The organism is Luteimonas salinilitoris (assembly GCF_041300785.1).
GTDB lineage: Bacteria > Pseudomonadota > Gammaproteobacteria > Xanthomonadales > Xanthomonadaceae > Luteimonas > Luteimonas salinilitoris.
In genome coordinates this window covers 24,559-41,786 of sequence record NZ_JBFWIB010000014.1, presented here as the reverse complement: position 1 = coordinate 41,786, position 17,228 = coordinate 24,559, and the positions used below count along the sequence as shown (strand labels likewise).

The following is a 17,228-nucleotide window of genomic DNA, read 5'->3' as shown; positions in this document are numbered from 1 at the left end:
CACTTGGAGAGAGAGATGACACTGAAGACCACCAAGCTCCGCGAGGCGATTACCTTCGCGCTCGCGGCGGGCGCGACCGCCCTCGGCGGTACGGGCATTGCGTTTGCCCAGGAAAGCGAGGCTCCTACCACCCTCGACCGCATCGAAGTCACCGGCTCGCGTATCCGCTCGGTCGACGCCGAGACCTCGCAGCCTGTTCTCGTCCTGGATCGCGCTCATATCGAAAAGACCGGCCTGACCTCGGTCGCTGAAATCCTGCAACGCATTTCCGCAAACGGATCGGCAATCAACCGCAGCTTCAACAATGGTGGTGACGGTTCGTCGGAGATCGCACTGCGCAATCTCGGCTCGTCCCGCACCCTGGTGCTGGTCGATGGTCGCCGCTGGGTTTCCACCCTCACCGGCTCCGTCGACCTCAACACGATCCCCGCTGCGATCGTCGAGCGCATCGAGGTCCTGAAGGACGGCGCTTCGTCCATCTATGGTTCCGACGCCATCGCCGGCGTGGTCAACATCATCACCCGCAGCAACTTCGAGGGCTTCGAGGCGCGGGCCCACTACGGGCAGTTCGGCCAGGGTGACGGCGAGCGCTCCTCGGTCGACGCAACGATCGGTGCCAGCAACGACCGCGGCAACGTGGTAGTCAGCCTGTCGCGCGTCGAGGAAAACGAAGTCATGGCGGGCCACCGCACCATCTCTCGTGACCCCGTCATCGGGCTTGGAGCTTCGCAGTACAGCGGCTATTCCAATAACGGTCGGATCTGGAATGCCGGCCCGAATGGCGAAATCGTCTCGCGAATCGTGCCCCCAGGCGCCACTGCTTCTGGCGTGCCAGGCGATCCTCGCTATGGTCTCGACCAGACCGTCCCCATGTCCCCCGAGTACACGTACAACTACGCCGTCGATAACTATCTGCTCACACCGCAGACGCGTACCTCGTTGTACATGAAGGGTCGCTACGACATCACCGACAGCATCAGTTTCCGTGCCGACGCGATGTACAACGAGCGGCGTTCGGAACAGCAGCTGGCTGGCTTCCCGCTCAATGGCGGCGTCAGCAATAATTTCCTCATGAGCGGCGACAGCTACTACAACCCGTATAACACCATTTATGGTGGCGACGGCCGGGACGTGATCTGGAGCCACCGCCTGACCGAACAGCCCCGCGTCTATCAGCAGAACGTCAAGACCTTCCACACCTATGTCGGTCTCGAAGGCGCGTTCGAATTCGGCAACCGCTTCTTCAACTGGGACGTCGGCTACAACTTCAACAAGTCGGACCAGGAAGATGCGCAGATCGGCGACGCCAATATGCTGAACGTGGCTGCCGGTATCGGTCCGTCGGAAGTTCGCGATGGCCGCGTCGTCTGCGTCGACGCGCCGGGCGGCGAAATCATCGACGGCTGCGTGCCGTTCAATCCGCTGTCGCCGGCCGGCGGCGTGACCCAGGAAATGCTGGACTACATCCTGTTTACCGCGCAGGACGCTTTCCAGGGCCGTAGCGAATCCTTCACGGCCAATATCAGCGGCGAGCTGTTCGAGCTTCCGGGTGGCATGATGGGCTTTGCGACCGGTATCGAGTCGCGCAAGGAGAGTGGCTTCGACCGTCCGGACGCGTTCGTAGCGGCCGGTTTTACTTCCGGCAACTCCCGCCAGCCGACCGAAGGTGCCTATGATCTCGACGAGATCTACGCCGAACTCGCGATTCCGCTGCTGGCCGATGTGACCGGTGCACAGTTGCTCGAGTTCTCGCTGGCGTCCCGCTACTCGGACTACAGCAACTTCGGCGACACCTTGAACAGCAAGTTCGGCTTCAAGTGGAAGCCAATCGACGATCTGCTCGTCCGCGGCAACTGGTCGCAAGGTTTCCGCGCCCCGCCGATCCAGACGCTGTTCCGCGGCCAGACCGACACCTTCACCCAGTTCGGCGACATCTGCTCCGAGGATTACGGCGGACGCAATGCCACCATCGCCGCCAATTGCGCGGCCGGTGGCGTACCTGCCGGATTCATCCAGCAGACCAACCAAGGCATGGGCTATTTCGGCCAGACCATCTTTCCATTCACACTGGGTGGCAACCCGAACGCTGGCCCGGAAAGCTCCACCAGCAAGACGCTCGGCTTCGTCTACAGCCCGTCGTTCGTGGACAACCTGGACATCTCGCTTGACTGGTGGAATGTCGAGATCGAGGACGCCCTCAACACTCCGTCGGCCGCGGACATCCTCAGGAAGTGCTATGAGGAAGGCGCCCAGGGGTTCTGTGACCTCCTGACCCGTCGTGCGGACGGCCTGATCGTCGACATGCAGCTCGTGCCGGCGAACTTCAGCATCATTGAAGTGGAAGGCTGGGACTTCAACGCCAGCTACCGCATGCCCGACACCGCCTACGGCAGCTTCAGCTTCGTCTTGGACAGCTCCTATACGTCTAAGTGGGAAGAGACCTTCGCGCCCGGGGACGAGCCCGAGAGCCTGGTCGGCCAATACCTGCAGTCGGATCCGTACTGGCGTCTGCGCGCCAATGCCACGATCGATTGGACGATGGGTGACATCGGTGTGGCATGGACGGCCCGCTATAACTCCGGCCTGACCGAGGACTGCCCGTTCATTGCTGACCCGGGTGAGCCGGCGGTCGGGCTTTGCTCGGACGAGTTCCGCCGCAATGACGCAGGTCCCGACGGACGCAACCGCCTGGGCGCGACCACCTACCACGACGTTCAGTTCCGCTATGAACTGCCGTGGAACGGTACGGTCAAGCTGGGTGCGAACAACGTGTTCGCGAAGGAACCGCCGGTCGCTTTCAATGCGTTTGCCAACAACTTCGACCCGCAGTACGACATTCCGGGCCGTTACACGTACATGGAGTACGTGCAGCGCTTCTGATCGGCATGTAACCAAGCAATACTACTGCGGCCCCGAAAGGGGCCGCAGTTTTTTGGTTAGAAGTGGTTCCAAGATTCGGCTTCAATTCGCGGCAATTTCCGAGAGTTGGAGGGCGACCTGATGACGAATCCCGCCGTGCGATTCCACCCAGATCGACCGCTTCTGCCGGGTGTTGGGCGAAGCGGGGAAGAAGAATTTCTGACCATGACGGTCGAAACTGCGATCGCCATCGAAACAGTGAAGCCGGAGAAGTTCGGGCAGGTATTGGTGTCGACACCACGGTGCGGGAGAAGGTCATCGCCTATCCGACTGGCGACCGCTTTCTGGAGGTGGCCCGCGCGAAGATCGCGCTGCTGGCCAAATGCGCCGCGAACTCAAGCAGACCTACGCCAAAGAGAGCAAGCAGCTACGCTGCCAAGCTGGTGGCTATGCGCATGCGGAGCAATTCAAGCGCCTGCGTCGGGTGCTCAAAAGGCAACGCACCCCTGAAGTCAATGTCCATCGTGATCGCGACCCGCCGAGCCATCATCTTGCGGCTGTACCAGTCGATCACCGCGGCCAGGTAGACGAACACGGGCCATCGGGACGTCACTGATATCGATGGTCTCGACCCGACTGGGCCGGTCGATCTTCAAGTGGCGCAGCACCCGGCTGCCGGGAAAGGGGCTTCCAGATGGAATTCGTCGACCCGGCGCATCAGTGCCAGATCCTCCGGCGAGGCCGGGTGGCAGACAGTACATGCTGCTGCGGATGATGCCACCGTCTGCCGGGCCAGTCTCAGTATTATTTGAGACGAACTCCGTGACCAGAGCAGCGAAGTTCCGTTCTTCAAGATGAGCCGTTTAACGAGGCTTTAATTTTCGTCAGGCCGAGACTACTATCGAGACGGCTTGCCGAATTTGGCGCCTGAATTGACTCCGTCGGCGAGCTTACTTGGGGGGACCTCAAACCACATTTCGGAGAGAGAAGAGAGATGACACTCAAGACCACCAAGCTCCGTGACGCGATCGTCTTCGCACTCGCCGTGGGCGCCACGACCATGGCCGGCACCGGCGTCGCCATTGCGCAGGACCAGCAGGAACAGACCGACCCCACCGTGGCCGAACTCGACCGGATCACCGTCACGGGCACCCGTATCCAGAGCCAGACGATCACCGCCTCGTCCCCTGTGGCCGAGATCCAGAAAGAGGAGTTCCAGTTCGCAGGCGCCACGCGTGTCGACGACCTGGTCAACCAGTATCCACAGTTGTCTCCGGTCTTCGACTCGTTCGAGAACAATGGCGCTACCGGCTATCCCACCGTCGATCTGCGCGGCCTCGGACCGCAGCGCACCCTCACCCTGGTCAACGGCCATCGCCTGCCGCCAGGCGGCCTGAACGTCGGATTCCGTGACATCAGCATCATCCCGGCCGCGCTGGTGAACCGGGTGGACATCCTGACCGGCGGCGCCTCGGCCGTGTACGGGTCGGACGCCATCGCCGGCGTGGTCAACTTCGTCCTCGACACCGAGTTCGAGGGCGTCAGCCTCACCGCCGGCCACAGCGCTTACCAGCACAGCAACGACAACGAGTACATCCAGGGGCTCATGGATGCACGCGACTTCGACTATCCCACGGGCAGCTCCGGCTTCGACGGCGCCTCCAACAACATCGACATCGCCATCGGCAGCAGCTTTGCCGACGGCGCCGGCCATGCGATGGCCTGGCTGACCTGGCGCAAGAACGATGCGCTGTTCCACGGAGAGCGCGACTATTCCTCCTGCGCCCTGACCGCCAACGGTTCCGGCTGCGGCGGCTCCGATACCAATGCCACCGGCAACTTCTACTTCTTCCAGACCGAAGATTTCCTCAACACGACCCCGGCCAGCCTCAATCCCGACGGCAGCTACACCAATGCCTATGGCGCACCCTACAACTATGCGCCTCCGAACTATTACCAGCGTCCTGACGAGCGCTACACCTTCGGCTCCTCGCTGAAGTACGAGGTCAACGAGCACTTCCGTCCCTACCTGGAGACCATGTACGTCAACAAGCAGGACTCGATACAGATCGCGGAGTCCGGCGCTTTCTTCACCCTCGTTGACGGGCTGGACTGCACTACCCCGTTTCTCGGCAGCGCATGCGCCGACCTCGGCCTCGATCCCGACCTTCCGGTCGGCGTCTATGTCGCCAAGCGCAATGTCGAAGGCGGCCCGCGCATCTTCGATAGCGAAACTTCCGCCTTTACCGTGATGGCGGGCGCCGAAGGCGACATCAACGACAACTGGTCCTACAACGCATCCTACTTGATCGGCCACAACAGCACGGACACGCAGGGCTTCAACGACTTGCTGAGCGACCGCATCGTCGACGCCCTGGTCGGCTGCCCGCCGGACGCGTTCAACGGTTGCATTCCCTACAATGTCTGGGAGCCCGACAGCGTGACGCCCGAGGCTGCGGCGGCGCTGGCGGGCGTCAGCCTGCTCAAAGTCAGCACCGACCTGAAGGTGGTCAACGCCTACGTCACCGGCGATCTCGGCTTCGGCTTCGGTTCGGCGAAGGGAGACACCGTGTCCCTGGTCGGCGGCGTGGAATGGCGCGAGGAGAGAATCGACGTCACCCCCGATAGCGACAGCCAGGCCGGCAACTTCGCCGGATCGGGCGGACCGACGCTGCCGGTCGGCGGCAAGATCAGCGTGACCGAACTGTTCCTGGAGAGCATCGTGCCGCTGGTCAAGGATGCCGGCTTCATCGACAACCTCAACCTGGATCTCGGCTACCGGCTGTCCGATTACAGGGACTCCGAAACGGCCAACACCTACAAGATCGGGTTCAGCATGACCATGCTGGAGAACTATCGACTCCGCGGCGGCTACAACCGCGCCATCCGCGAACCCGGCATCAACGACCTGTTCGCCATTCAGCAGCTCGCGCTGTTCGCCGGCCCCGACCCCTGCGCTGGTGCCACTCCCGAGTTCACGCAGGAACAGTGTGCCAATACCGGCGTGAGCCCCGGCCGCTACGGCTCGGTCCCGGCCGCCACGGCGGATCAGTACAACCAGTTCATCGGCGGCAATCTCGAGCTCGAGCCCGAAACGGCCGACACCTGGACCCTGGGCTTCGTGGCCACCCCGCTCGACAACCTGCAATTCAGCGTCGATTACTACGATGTCAAGATCACGGACACGATCGACCCGATCGGCGCCATCACCATCCTGCGTTTCTGCGGCCTGACGGGCGACCCGTTCCTGTGCGACAAGGTGCAACGCAACGCGGCCACCGGCGATCTCTGGCGCGGCAGCGATCCGAACAGCTCCGGCTTTGTCGAGAACCTGACCGACAACTTCGGCGAGCGGCGCGTCCGCGGCATCGACCTGGGCGCCTCCTATCGCTGGGACATGCTCGGCGGCCGGGTGTCGGCCTCGCTCATGGGTTCTCACGTACTGGAGAATGAGTTCAATCCGCTACCCGGCGTGAACGACGATGCCATCTACGACTGCGCGGGCAGGATCAACGTGGATTGCCAGACCCCGGAATGGCGCCATATTGCCAATCTCCGCTATGCCCGCGACATCTACACCGCAAACCTGCGCTGGCGCTATGTCGGTGAGATGGATTATGTCGACCATGACGGCAACCGGCTGGACACCGATGTCCTGCTGCGCGACAAGGGCAAGCTGGGCGCCCAGAACTACATCGACCTCTCGGGATCGATCCTGTTCGGCCAAACGGCGGAGGTGACGCTCGGCGTCAACAACATCTTCGATCGCGAACCGCCGATGGTCGGCGCCTCGCTGGCGCTGAACGCCAATGCACCGGGCGGCTACGACCAGGCGGGCCGTTTCGTCTTCACCAACATCACGTTCCGGTTCTAAGCAGGACACTGACGCGCGACTTCGAGCGGCGGGCTACGGCCCGCCGCTTTTTTTTGCCCCCACGTTGCGCGCCTGCGAGAATCTCGCGAAGCCTTCGGCAAGAATTGAAGGCTGACCAGTTCGTCGTCCGAACCGCACCTGCGTTCTTTTGCCCTCGGCAGTGTTGACGGCGCATCATGGGAATCGACCGCGCACCCCGCTTCGTGTGACGTGAACGGCCATGGGCAAAAGCACCCCCAGAGTCGGCATGGACGCATGCAAAGCACTTGATTACGTCGATGAACTGCGTAATTCTCCGGGAAAAGGGGGCATCGGATATGCCGTCCGTCAACCTCACCAGGGGAGTGTGTCGATGAACGTACGTATTCTGGTTTCGATTTGCCTGTTGGCGTTTCCTTTCGCCAGCAATGTCCAGTGCGCAGAGCCCGACGACGCGGCCGAAGCGGCGGAACCTGCCACGGCACATGCCGAACGCATCACCGACACGGGTGCGTATATTGCGGAAATCGAAGACTCCCTGGTGCTGGCGCGAAACGGCGACTACGGCCGACTCAAGCGTGGTTCCATGGGTCGTCTGGAGTCTTCGCGGGACCGTATCGTCGACCTTCTGGACGGTCATGAAAGCGCGCGGGAACTGCCGACCGAAGACCGCATCGCGCTTTACAAGGCCCAGGAACAGATCAGTTCGATCCTGCGCAACAACGACAAGGACCGCGTGGTTTGCAAACGCATAACCACGACCGGTTCCCGTGTTCCGGTTAACGAGTGCCTGACCGTGGCCGAGCGCGAAGTGCGTGCCCAGGTTGCGCGCGAAAACACCGAAAAGCTGATTCGCAACGTCTGCACCCCGGGCGAAGGCCAGTCTTGCGACTGAATTCGCCTATGTCCGGCCCGTACTGATCCCCGCCCGCATCAGTTGGTCCGCGAGCGGACGGAGGCCGGCCTCGTACCGACGCCATTTGCCGACGGAACTCGTGTAGACCGGTTCCCGGACCTGCGCGGCGCTGGCAGTGGTCGAGGGCGCATCGCTTTTCGCCGGCGACAGCACCTCGGGCCGCCAGTCCAGGCCGCACCAGGCGAGGAGGCGGCGGGCCTGTCCTTCGGTGTCGGTCACTAGGTCCTCGTAGCGCACGTCGAGGATGGCATCCGGCATGACGGCATGCCAATGCCGCATCAGCCGATGGTAGGTGATGTAGTACGCCCCCAGTTCCGCGAGGTCGTACGAAAAGTGGTACGCCTGGTTGAACAGCGTCTTGTACACCGCGTAGCAGCTGTCCATGGGATCGCGCACCAGGTGGATGATCCGCGCCTTCGGCAGCGCTCTCCTGATCAGGCCGCAATACATGAAATTGATGGGCATCTTGTCGATGAACATGCGGCTGCCGGGAGCCGCCTCGCGCGCGCTGCGCATGTAGTCGCGCCCGAGCGCGGCGAAATCCAGTAGCAGCGAAGCCTCGACCATGGTCTTGCCGGGATGGGCCGAGAGGCGCTCATGCGCCGCGGCCGCCAGCGCCTGGCCGTAATCCGGCAGCTCACCGGCCGAGGCCACTTCACCGTGTCGTCCCAGCAGGCGTTCCACCAGCGTCGTGCCGGTGCGTGGCATGCCGACGATGAAGATGGCGCCTTCCTCGCCATGGCCTGGAATCTCCGCCCGCATCGCCTCGGCGGTATAGGTCGCGCGAATGCCGTCGATCGCGGTGCGTTCGGCCGCGGCGTCGTAGCGGAGCGTCCGGCGCTTGAGCGCGGCGGCTTCGGTCAGAACGGTGAAGGAACGATCGGCATGGCCCAGGTCCTCGAGCTCCTTGGCGAGCGCATACAGGCAGGCAGCGCGCCTGGTCGCATCGGGAAATCCCGCCGTCAGTCGCGCCTGCAGGTCGTCGACGTGGTTGCGAACGTCCGTCTGCCGGCGCAGGGTGGAGCGCAGGTACAGCGCGTGCCCGATCGCGGGCGAGTCTGTCGGGAGCGCTCCGAGGCTCTTTTCCGCACCGGCGAAATCGCCGGTGAAGAACTGGGCAGTGGCAAGGTCGTACAGAAGATCCGGACTGCCGCACCCGACGGCGAGCGCCTGCTCGTACAGTTCGCGCGCACGCGCCGGATCGTTGCAGCCGCCGTAGATCTTGCCGATCGACCACAGTGCGCGCCCGTCGTCACCAGCGAGAGCAGCAGCCTCTGCAGCCACCTGCCGTGCCTCCGCCCGGCGCCTGAGCTGCAGCAGGATGCGGGCCTTTTTCAGCAGAAGCGCCACCTCGCCGCGCATGACGCCGATCGCTGCATCGATCAAGCCAAGCGCCGTCTCGGCATCACCGCCGGCAAGTCGGACTTCGCTGGCGAACAACAACACCTGGGGATCGCGCGTATGCGCCGCGAGCAGGCTTTCGCTCAATCGTGCGGCGTCTTCCATCCGATCCTGGCGCAGCAGTTCGAAGCCTTGTCCGATCTGCTGTCGTAGCGTGGCGCTTGCCGCAGTACTGCTCATCCGAGCGTCGATCATGCTGTGCCTCTACCTGTTTTCTTGCGCTTCCGGGCCGATGGGCCATCGCCTGTGGCGGCGGCTCCGTGGTCAAGAGCAGCCGAGCAAGCTCGGCTCTACGGCCCGTGAGTCCCTTGCGGCCTGCCGTCGGGTCGCTACCTGATTCTTCAGGCCTGTCCATGGAACTCGCGCGCCGCCGCGGACAAGGTCTTGACCATATCGCGCTCGCCCGGGGAAAGCAGCGGGTTCCATACGTCGAAGATCAGCACCACGCGCAGTTCGTCGCTGTCGTTGCGGGCCTCGTGCTCGATGCTGTCGTCGAAGATCAGCACCTCGCCGACTTTCCACCGCCGCTGCTCGAAGCCGACCCGGTAGAAGCAGCCCTCCGGCACGACCAGCGGCAGATGCACGATCACCCGGGCATTGGTCTCGCCCTGGTGCGGCGGGATCCGGGTATGCGGCGCGAGGGCGGAAAACATCGCATTCGGGCACAGGCCCCCGATGTCGGCCATGTCGACGGCCGCCAGCGCCTGCGCGGTCTGCGGACAGCGTTGCTGGTGTTCGGCAAGCGGCTCCCCGTTCTGCCACAGGAAGTAGCTGCTCCAGCGCCGGGAATGGTTGAGCTCCTGCCACTGGTTGACCGGGGCGCCCGGCTCGTAGGCCACGTAGGGCTTGAAGGCCTCCCGTTCCTGCGCCAGCACGACGTCCAGTTCCGATGCGATCGCACCGGTTTGCGCCTCCAATGCCTCGACCCAGTCGAAGGCGTCGCGCTCGAAGAACGGAATCGCCGGCAGCCGCGGGACATGAAGCCGGTTGCACTGCGACGGATACGGTCGCGACTGCCCGCTCAGGATCGCGCCGGCCTCGCGCCAGCGCTGGGCTTCGAACGGCGTGAGGGCCGCCAGTTGCGTGCCGGCCCGATCCGCCAGGAACGCGGCCAGCGCCCGCCCGTAACCCTGGACCTGGCTGTGCGCATGCGCCAGCTGACCGCGCAGCGCCGGCGGCCATTGCGGCTCGGACGGCGCCACCTGCAACGCATTACGGTAGACGGTCGCCGCCATCTTGGGCCGGCCGTGCCGTTCCAGGTGGTCGGCCTTGGCGAGCAGTCCGGGAAGAAAATACTGATCGGCGGCGAGCGCAGCGTCGAGCGCCTTCAGTTCACCGGCGCTGTCGCCCTGTTCGCGCAGGATCACGCTCTTGGACAGCAGCACCATCGGATCGCGCGGCGCCGCGGCATGCGCGGCCTCGACCAGCTGAAGCGCCTCGGCCAGTTCGCCGCGCCTGAACGCATGCACGCCCAGGCTGTGCAGCGCCTGCGGATGCCGGGGATCCCGGGCGCGAACTTGCTTCCACAACCGCTCCGCCTCGTCCCAGCGGCCCTGGCTGGCGGCGGTTCCGGCTGCATGGGCCAGCGACTTGAGCGTGTCGTTCATCGAAAGCTCCCGGACGTCCGAAGGAAATGGGCGTCCCCGGCCCGGCAAGAATACCGTGCAGCGAAGCGGGACCACCCGCTGGCCTCGTCATGTCGTCGTAGAGCGGAGCTTGCTCCGCTGCCGTCCGAGCAAGCGCAGCCGAGCAAGCTCAGCTCTACACCCGGACATCCCTCGCGGCTTGCCGCGATGCCATTTAGCGTTTGCCGTCGTGCGGGATCATGTCGAAAGCGATGGTGATGCGCGGCTGCTCGTCCTGGAACGGGACGGTACCGTGCCAGAGATAGGACGGGAACAGCGCCAGCTTGCCGGGTTCCGGCCGGATCAACCGCCGCGGCGCCAGCTCCAGCCCCAGCTCCAGCGGCGGCTGGCCGAACTGGATGCACCCGGCATCCCCGTCGTCCACCGCCGGCGCCCTGACCGACGGCGGCAACGAGACGTAATAGGCCGAACTCATCCAGCCCTCGGAATGGATATGGTTGACGTGGTTTCCGGACGACCACAGCCTGACCGACCACGAGCCGACGATGCGCACGCCGTCGGCCTTGCGCATCAGGAACGGGTGGCGGGGATCGGAAGGCAGCGTCGCCACCCAGCGTTCGACCGCCCGCAGCAGCGATGACCGCGCAGCCTCCAGCAGCGGATCCCGCCGGCCGAACAGGCGACCCGGCGTCTGCGAACCGCCGCGCAGGCTTTGCTGGACGGGTTCGCGTCCGGCCTGGTGCATCGGCGCCAGGGTCGCCGTCAGCGCATCCAGGAAGTCCGGCTGGCCGACGAACCCCGCGGGCGGCTCCACCTCGACCAGGGCGACCAGGCGCTCGTAGTCGCACAGCCAGAACTCGCGCGGGTCGTCCAGCAGTCGCCAGGCGGTCGCCAGGTGGGCCCAGGCCTGTTGGTTGGCCGGATCGATCCGGGTCGCCTCCGCAGCCCGCCCGGCCGCCGCATCCCATTTGCCGCGCCTGAGCAGGTGGCGCGTGTAGGCGTTGAGGAAATCGGCATCGCGGCCGCCCAGGGCACGGTGCACCCCGGCATACAGCGCACCGGCCTGCTCCGCGCGGTCCAGGGCTTCCAGCGCTTCGGCTTCCAGCCACGCGAACAGCGGGCGGTCATCCTGCGCACGCAGCATCCGGATCTCGTCCAGCGCCTCGTCCGCGCGGCGCGCCGACAGCAGGAATCGCGCGAACGCCGACCGCAGCGGGCCATTGCGCGGCTGGCTGCGCACAGCCGCGCGGAACCCGGCGACCGGATCCTCGTCCGACGCGAGCGCCGGGCCGTATTCCCACAACAGATGCGCGAGGGTGGTATGCCCGGGGACGAACCCCGGGTGTTCCCGGACGACACGCCGCGCCTGCTCCAGCGCTTCGCCGGGCCGGCCGTCGTCCAGCAGTACCCCGGCGCGCGCGTCGGACAGTTCGGCGCCGGCCTGTCCCGATTCGGCAGCCCGGTCGAAGCAGGCGATCGCTTCGCCGGACCGGCCGAGCAGCCGCAGGACCGCACCGAGATTGACCCAGGCCGATCCGTATCCCGGAACCAGCGCAAGCGCCTTCCGGAACGCCTCCTCCGCGGCCTCGAACTCGCCATCCGCGCGGCGCGCGTTGCCGAGCGCGTGCCAGGCGAGTGCGGAGCCCGGCTGCAACTGCACGGCGCGTTCGAGCGCCTTCAGCGCCTGCCGGCGCTGCCCGGCCCCGAGCGCGGTCATCCCCAGCTCGGTCCAGGCCTTGGCGAAGTCCGGCGCCGCATCGACGGCGCGCCGGAAGGTCGACAGTGCCTCTTCCGTCCGCCCGGCCTTGCGCAGCAGCGTCGCGTAGTTGACCAGGATCAGCGGATGCTCCGGCGCGAGTTCGAGCGCGCGCCGGAATGCCTGTTCGGCCGCCGCGACATCCCCCGCTTCGGCATGGCACATGCCCAGCAGTTGCTGGGCGTCCGGGGCAAGGGTCGCCTCTGCGGCGACGCGGCGACCGATCGCCAGGGCGTCGCTGGTGTTGCCGGCCTTGAGCAGCCGGAGCGCAGTCTCCAGTTGCCGGGCCTGTCCCGCGTCGAGAGCCTGGACGACGGTACGCGGCGCTGCCATGTCGCTACTGGATGCGCCGCGCCCGCAGCGCCCCCCGGCGTCCCGGGGGAACCAGGAGGTATGTTCCCAGGGCGGCCCTGCGGATGGTCACCCGGTCGCCCTTCTCGAGATGACCCCTGGACGTCACCTCGGGCAGCAGCCAGACCTGGCCGTTGTCCAGGGTGACTACGCGCCCGCCGGACGAGCGATGGATGACGTTCGCCAGCGTGGCCTCGATCCGGTCGAGCGCAGCGTCGCGCTGGCCTTCGGGCGCGCGGGCGCGCAGCTGCGTCCGGCTGAGGCCGAACTCCTGCTGCGCCGCGTCCCGTTCGGATTCATTGGCAGCGGCCGTCGTTGAAGCACCGGTCGCGGGCGGAAAGGCGACGTCGTAGCAGGCCAGGCGTTCGGCGGAATCCGCCACGGCGGCACAGGGGTGGGATCCCTCCGCCGGTTCGGCGGCCGACACGGCAATGGCCGCCCCCGCGATCAGCACGACTCCCGCGACGGCACGCAACAATGAGATCGACATGCGTCGCTCCTTACCCAAAGGTTGCAGGCATCGGCCACGCCGCCGGCGCATTCCATCGCCGCACCTGCACCGTGATAATCTTCTTCGCCCCTTCAGGAACATGCAAGCATTGAGCCGGGAGCCGTGGGAAACCTACTACCGCGGGGGCGCAATCGCGACCTGCCCGACGGCGCCGGACGGAGGTTACGACCTCGAGGTGCGCCAGGCGTGGGTCGAATTCTTCTCCACGCTGGCCGACGGCGCGCGGATCCTGGATGTGGGCACGGGCAATGGCGTGGTGGCGTTGATCGCATCGGAAACGGCTTCGGCAACCGGCCGGCACTGGGAAATCCACGGCACCGACCTGGCGCAGATCGATCCGCCGCGGCATGTCCCCGACGGCGCGCGCCGCTTTGCCGGGATCACCTTCCACGCCGGCGTGGCGACCGAGCGCCTGCCGTTCGAAGCGCAAGGCTTCGATGCGGTCTCCGGCCACTACGCGCTCGAATACACCGATACCGCCGCCGCGCTCGCCGAGATCCGGCGGGTGCTCAAGCCCGGCAGCGAAGCGCAGTTCATCATGCATCACGCGGATTCGGCGCTGGTGCATAGCGCGCGCTTGTCGCTGCGCGAATCGGAATTCGTGCTGAAGCGGACCAAGATCTACCGGCGGCTGCACCGGCTGGTCACCATGGAGCAGGTGACGCCAGGCACCACCGAACGCGTCACGGCGGAACTGCGTGCCGCGATCCAGGCACTGAAGCAGGCTCTGCAGCAGGCCAGGCAGGCGGGCGCGGGACAGGTGCTGAGCGTGGCCCTCGACGCCGTCCAGAAGCTGCTGGTCGCCAGGCGGGAGATGAAGCCGCAGGCGGCCGGGTTGGAAGTCGATCGCGCGGAAGCCGAGCTGCACGCCTCGGCCCGGCGCCTGAACGACCTCATCGCCCATGCCCGCAACGAAACGGACATGGCGGCCATCGAGCAGCAGGCGGCGACGGCGGGCTTCACCCGAATCGAGCGCCTCCCCCAGTTCCACGACGGCAGCAACCTCGTCGGCTGGCAACTCCTGCTCCATCGCCCATGACCGGCCCGAATGATGCGATGACCGATCAGCCCGAAGAACTGCTGCGCCAGGCGGCCAAGTTGCACCGCGAGGGCCGTCGCCCGGAAGCCATCGAACTCTTCCGGCAGGTGCTGGCCACCCGTCCGCAGGTGGCCGAGGGCTGGTACGAACTCGGCTACCTGCTCAAGGCCGAAGGCCGGCACGAGGAGGCGCTCGAGGCCTACGGCGAGGCGCTGGCGCGCGGCATCGGGCGGCCGCAGGAGGTGCACCTGAACCGGGCGGTGATCTATTCGGACCACCTGCGCCGCGACCAGGACGCGGAGCGCGAGCTCCGTGTGGCGCTGGCGATCGATCCCGACTACGTGCCGGCGCTGCTGAACCTCGGCAACCTGCACGAGGAGCGCGGCCGGCTGCAGGACGCCCTCGTCTGTTACGACCGCCTGCTCGCCGGCACGGACCAGCCCGATCGCCCATACCAGGATCTTCGCGGCGAGGCGCTGGCGCGCAGCGCGAACCTGCGTCCGCCCGCCGGCGTCGACGACCCGCTGTTCCACCGGCTGCGCGAGGCGGCCGCGATCCAGCCGAACAAGACCATGCGGGCCAACCTGCTGTTCGCGCTCGGACGCGCCTACGACAGGCTGGGGCAGTTCGATCCGGCGTTCGACGCCTGGGCCAAGGCCAACCGCTGCCTGCAGCGACAGGCGGGCCGCACCTACGAGCCTGCACGTGCCGCCGCATGGATCGACGACATGATCCGGACCTTCACGCCCGCCGGGCAGGAAAGCCCGGCTGCCATCGACGGCGGCAGCGCGGAACCGCTGTTCATCTGCGGCATGTTCCGCTCCGGTTCCACCCTGATCGAACAGGTGCTGGCCGCCCATCCGCAGGTGAGCGCCGGCGGCGAGCTCGACTACCTGCTGCGGCTCGCGTTCGGCTCGCTCGCGCCCTACCCCGCGTCGATGGCCACGCCCGATCCGGAGCGCGAGGCCAGGCTTGCCGACGGCTACCGCGCACACATGGCCAACCTGTTTCCCGAGGGCATCGCCGGCCGCTACATCACCGACAAGCGCCCCGACAATTTCCTGCTGATCGGCCTCATCAAGCGCCTGTTCCCGACAGCGAAGATCATCCACACCTGCCGTCACCCGCTCGACACCGGCCTTTCGGTGTTCATGCACCACCTCGACCTGCGCGTGGCCGGCTACTCGTGCGACCTGGGCGACATCGGCCATTTCTACGGCCAGTACCGCCGCCTGATGGCGCACTGGCATTCGCTCTACGGCGACACCATCCTCGATTTCGACTACGACGACTTCGTGCGCGCGCCGAAACCGGCGCTGGAGCGGCTGCTCGCCTTCCTCGGCCTCGACTGGGACGATCGCTGCCTGGAATTCCACCGGCTCGGCAACACGGTGAAGACCGCGAGCTACTGGCAGATCCGGCAGCCGCTGTCGGACCGCGCCTCAGGGCGCTGGCGCAACTACTCTTCGCACCTGGAGCCCTTGCGGCAGGCGTTACAGGAGGCCGGTGTCGATTTTGGAGGAAGCCAGAAGAACATGCTGTGAGGTATCCTGTTCTGGTTTGTTGCTTACGGCTCAAACGTAGGACGTTTGATAGAAGAAAGTGCACTCTGACTCCTGTTTTCCAGCAACAACTGCTGGGCTTGATCGACACCTTCATCACCGCAGAACAGAACCGACAGGGAACCAAGCCATGAAGCTCAAGAAGATCCTCACCATCGGCTACGAGGCTGCGGATTTCGGCGACTTCCTGGAGACCCTCAATGCCCTCGGCGTCAACACGCTGCTCGACATCCGTGAACTGCCGATCTCGCGTCGTCGCGGCTTCGCCAAGACCGCCCTGCGCGAGGGACTGGCCAGCGTCGGCATCGACTACCGCCACGAGCCACGCCTCGGGTCGCCGAAGGCCATCCGCCACCAATTGCGCGATGACGGCGACTACAAGAAGTTCTTCCGCGATTTCGACCGCTATCTCGACAAGCAGAACGACCTGCTCGAACAACTGGCCGAAGAGCTGAGCGGTACCGTGGCGCTGCTGTGCTACGAACGCGACCACACCACCTGCCACCGCCGCTCGGTGGCCGACGCACTCAGCAAGCTCTCGGGGATCACGCCCAAGCACCAGGGGGTACAGGGACATGCTCAGCGGCAAGCAGCAACGCGTGCGCGCGCGCATCTTGGTCAAGGCCTACCCGCAACCTAGCCACAAGTACGAAGAGACCGTCTGCGTGGCGGCCGCCAGCGAGGACGGCCGCGAGATGCTGCGGCTCTATCCGGTCCGCTACCGGCACCTGTCCAAGGATCGGCAGTTCGAACGTTTCGACCTGATCGAGATGGACGCCGGGCGGCCTCGCGACGATCACCGGCCCGAGAGCCGGCACGTGGACGAGGATTCCATCCGCATCGTCGGCCACGGCCGCGACCTGAGCGACGCCGCCAAAGTGCGGTTGTGGAAGCCGTTCATCGCGCCCAGCCTCAAGGCCCTCCACGAAGACAACAAGATCGCCAGCCGCAGCTTCGGCATCGTCAAGCCCGATCCGGGCAGCATGCAGTTCTTCCATAAGCCGGTAAGGCAGACCAGCGAACAGGAACAGGCGCTCAGCAGCTCGCTGTTCCAGCAGAACGCGCTCTTCCAGGATCCGCTCAAGCCGCTCGACAAGCCCGAGTATTCCTTCGGCTACCGCTTTACCTCCGGCGGCCACGCGCACACCCACCTGGTCCACGACTGGGAAGTGCAGGCAGCTTATTTCGCCTACCGTAAGCGCTACGGGGACAAGGCGCTGAACATGCTGCAGCAGGAGTACGGCGAGCGCATTCCCACCCGCAACCCGCACTTCATCATGGGCACCATGAAGGCCCACCCGCAGACGTTCATCGTCATCGGCATCCTACGCTCGGGCCTCGATCCTGCCGATCTCGACAGGCAAGCGGGCTTGTTCTGATGACCGACTACCACT

At 65.6% G+C, this 17,228-nt stretch carries 12 protein-coding genes and 1 pseudogene; 8 read left to right on the top strand and 5 right to left on the bottom strand.

The window, feature by feature from the left end:
* Positions 1-15: 15 nt before the first annotated feature.
* Positions 16-2,880, top strand: coding sequence for a TonB-dependent receptor domain-containing protein (locus tag AB5T46_RS16945; RefSeq protein ID WP_370565235.1), 2,865 nt, complete (start codon positions 16-18; stop codon positions 2,878-2,880).
* A 133-nt stretch (positions 2,881-3,013) separates the two neighbouring features.
* Positions 3,014-3,364 (top strand): annotated as a pseudogene (locus AB5T46_RS16940) (IS5/IS1182 family transposase); the annotation flags it as partial.
* Here AB5T46_RS16940 and AB5T46_RS16935 read toward each other — a convergent pair.
* A complete protein-coding gene (locus AB5T46_RS16935; protein WP_370565284.1) occupies positions 3,287-3,454 on the bottom strand; it encodes a hypothetical protein in 168 nt (55 codons plus the stop codon). The pseudogene AB5T46_RS16940 and the gene AB5T46_RS16935 overlap by 78 nt on opposite strands.
* 399 nt (positions 3,455-3,853) lie before the next feature.
* Here AB5T46_RS16935 and AB5T46_RS16930 point away from each other — a divergent pair, with 399 nt between their 5' ends.
* Both AB5T46_RS16930 and AB5T46_RS16925 read left to right on the top strand, forming a co-directional pair.
* Entirely contained in the window at positions 3,854-6,733 is a 2,880-nt protein-coding gene (locus AB5T46_RS16930; RefSeq protein WP_370565234.1) for a TonB-dependent receptor domain-containing protein, read from the top strand.
* Between the two features lie 220 nt (positions 6,734-6,953).
* The gene (locus tag AB5T46_RS16925) at positions 6,954-7,607 is read left to right on the top strand and encodes a hypothetical protein (protein WP_370565233.1); all 654 of its coding nucleotides are present in this window, start codon (positions 6,954-6,956) and stop codon (positions 7,605-7,607) included.
* A gap of 6 nt (positions 7,608-7,613) precedes the next feature.
* On the opposite strand, the gene AB5T46_RS16920 is transcribed toward AB5T46_RS16925, so the two are convergent.
* The 4 genes from AB5T46_RS16920 to AB5T46_RS16905 form a co-directional block, all read right to left on the bottom strand.
* The gene (locus AB5T46_RS16920) at positions 7,614-9,224 is read right to left on the bottom strand and encodes a tetratricopeptide repeat-containing sulfotransferase family protein (protein ID WP_370565232.1); all 1,611 of its coding nucleotides are present in this window, start codon (positions 9,222-9,224) and stop codon (positions 7,614-7,616) included.
* A gap of 146 nt (positions 9,225-9,370) precedes the next feature.
* Positions 9,371-10,636 (bottom strand): aspartyl/asparaginyl beta-hydroxylase domain-containing protein, encoded by a 1,266-nt coding sequence (locus tag AB5T46_RS16915; protein WP_370565231.1) that lies wholly within the window; start codon positions 10,634-10,636, stop codon positions 9,371-9,373.
* Positions 10,637-10,829: 193 nt separating this feature from the next.
* Positions 10,830-12,704 carry a tetratricopeptide repeat protein gene (locus AB5T46_RS16910; RefSeq protein ID WP_370565230.1) on the bottom strand — a complete coding sequence of 625 codons (1,875 nt, stop codon included), beginning with the start codon at positions 12,702-12,704 and terminating at the stop codon, positions 10,830-10,832.
* Between the two features lie 4 nt (positions 12,705-12,708).
* On the bottom strand, positions 12,709-13,212 hold the full coding sequence (locus AB5T46_RS16905) for a hypothetical protein (protein WP_370565229.1): 504 nt from the start codon (positions 13,210-13,212) through the stop codon (positions 12,709-12,711).
* Here AB5T46_RS16905 and AB5T46_RS16900 point away from each other — a divergent pair.
* The 4 genes from AB5T46_RS16900 (at position 13,154) to AB5T46_RS16885 (ending at position 17,213) form a co-directional block, all read left to right on the top strand.
* Positions 13,154-14,272, top strand: a complete 1,119-nt coding sequence (locus tag AB5T46_RS16900; RefSeq protein ID WP_370565228.1) for a class I SAM-dependent methyltransferase — start codon at positions 13,154-13,156, stop codon at positions 14,270-14,272. The genes AB5T46_RS16905 and AB5T46_RS16900 overlap by 59 nt on opposite strands.
* Positions 14,273-14,289: 17 nt before the next feature.
* The gene (locus AB5T46_RS16895; RefSeq protein WP_370565227.1) at positions 14,290-15,816 is read left to right on the top strand and encodes a tetratricopeptide repeat-containing sulfotransferase family protein; all 1,527 of its coding nucleotides are present in this window, start codon (positions 14,290-14,292) and stop codon (positions 15,814-15,816) included.
* A gap of 148 nt (positions 15,817-15,964) precedes the next feature.
* On the top strand, positions 15,965-16,474 hold the full coding sequence (locus AB5T46_RS16890; RefSeq protein WP_370565226.1) for a DUF488 domain-containing protein: 510 nt from the start codon (positions 15,965-15,967) through the stop codon (positions 16,472-16,474).
* A complete protein-coding gene (locus AB5T46_RS16885; protein ID WP_370565225.1) occupies positions 16,434-17,213 on the top strand; it encodes a hypothetical protein in 780 nt (259 codons plus the stop codon). The genes AB5T46_RS16890 and AB5T46_RS16885 overlap by 41 nt, the downstream gene beginning before the upstream one ends.
* Positions 17,214-17,228 lie beyond the last annotated feature (15 nt).

Bases quoted from the DNA above. Each gene is read 5' to 3' on its own strand.
- AB5T46_RS16945 (WP_370565235.1), top strand. From the start codon at position 16: ATGACACTGAAGACCACCAAGCTCCGCGAGGCGATTACCTTCGCGCTC.
- AB5T46_RS16930 (WP_370565234.1), top strand. From the start codon at position 3,854: ATGACACTCAAGACCACCAAGCTCCGTGACGCGATCGTCTTCGCACTC.
- AB5T46_RS16925 (WP_370565233.1), top strand. From the start codon at position 6,954: ATGGGCAAAAGCACCCCCAGAGTCGGCATGGACGCATGCAAAGCACTT.
- AB5T46_RS16920 (WP_370565232.1), bottom strand. From the start codon at position 9,224: ATGATCGACGCTCGGATGAGCAGTACTGCGGCAAGCGCCACGCTACGA.
- AB5T46_RS16915 (WP_370565231.1), bottom strand. From the start codon at position 10,636: ATGAACGACACGCTCAAGTCGCTGGCCCATGCAGCCGGAACCGCCGCC.
- AB5T46_RS16910 (WP_370565230.1), bottom strand. From the start codon at position 12,704: ATGGCAGCGCCGCGTACCGTCGTCCAGGCTCTCGACGCGGGACAGGCC.
- AB5T46_RS16900 (WP_370565228.1), top strand. From the start codon at position 13,154: ATGGCCGCCCCCGCGATCAGCACGACTCCCGCGACGGCACGCAACAAT.
- AB5T46_RS16905 (WP_370565229.1), bottom strand. From the start codon at position 13,212: ATGTCGATCTCATTGTTGCGTGCCGTCGCGGGAGTCGTGCTGATCGCG.
- AB5T46_RS16895 (WP_370565227.1), top strand. From the start codon at position 14,290: ATGACCGATCAGCCCGAAGAACTGCTGCGCCAGGCGGCCAAGTTGCAC.
- AB5T46_RS16890 (WP_370565226.1), top strand. From the start codon at position 15,965: ATGAAGCTCAAGAAGATCCTCACCATCGGCTACGAGGCTGCGGATTTC.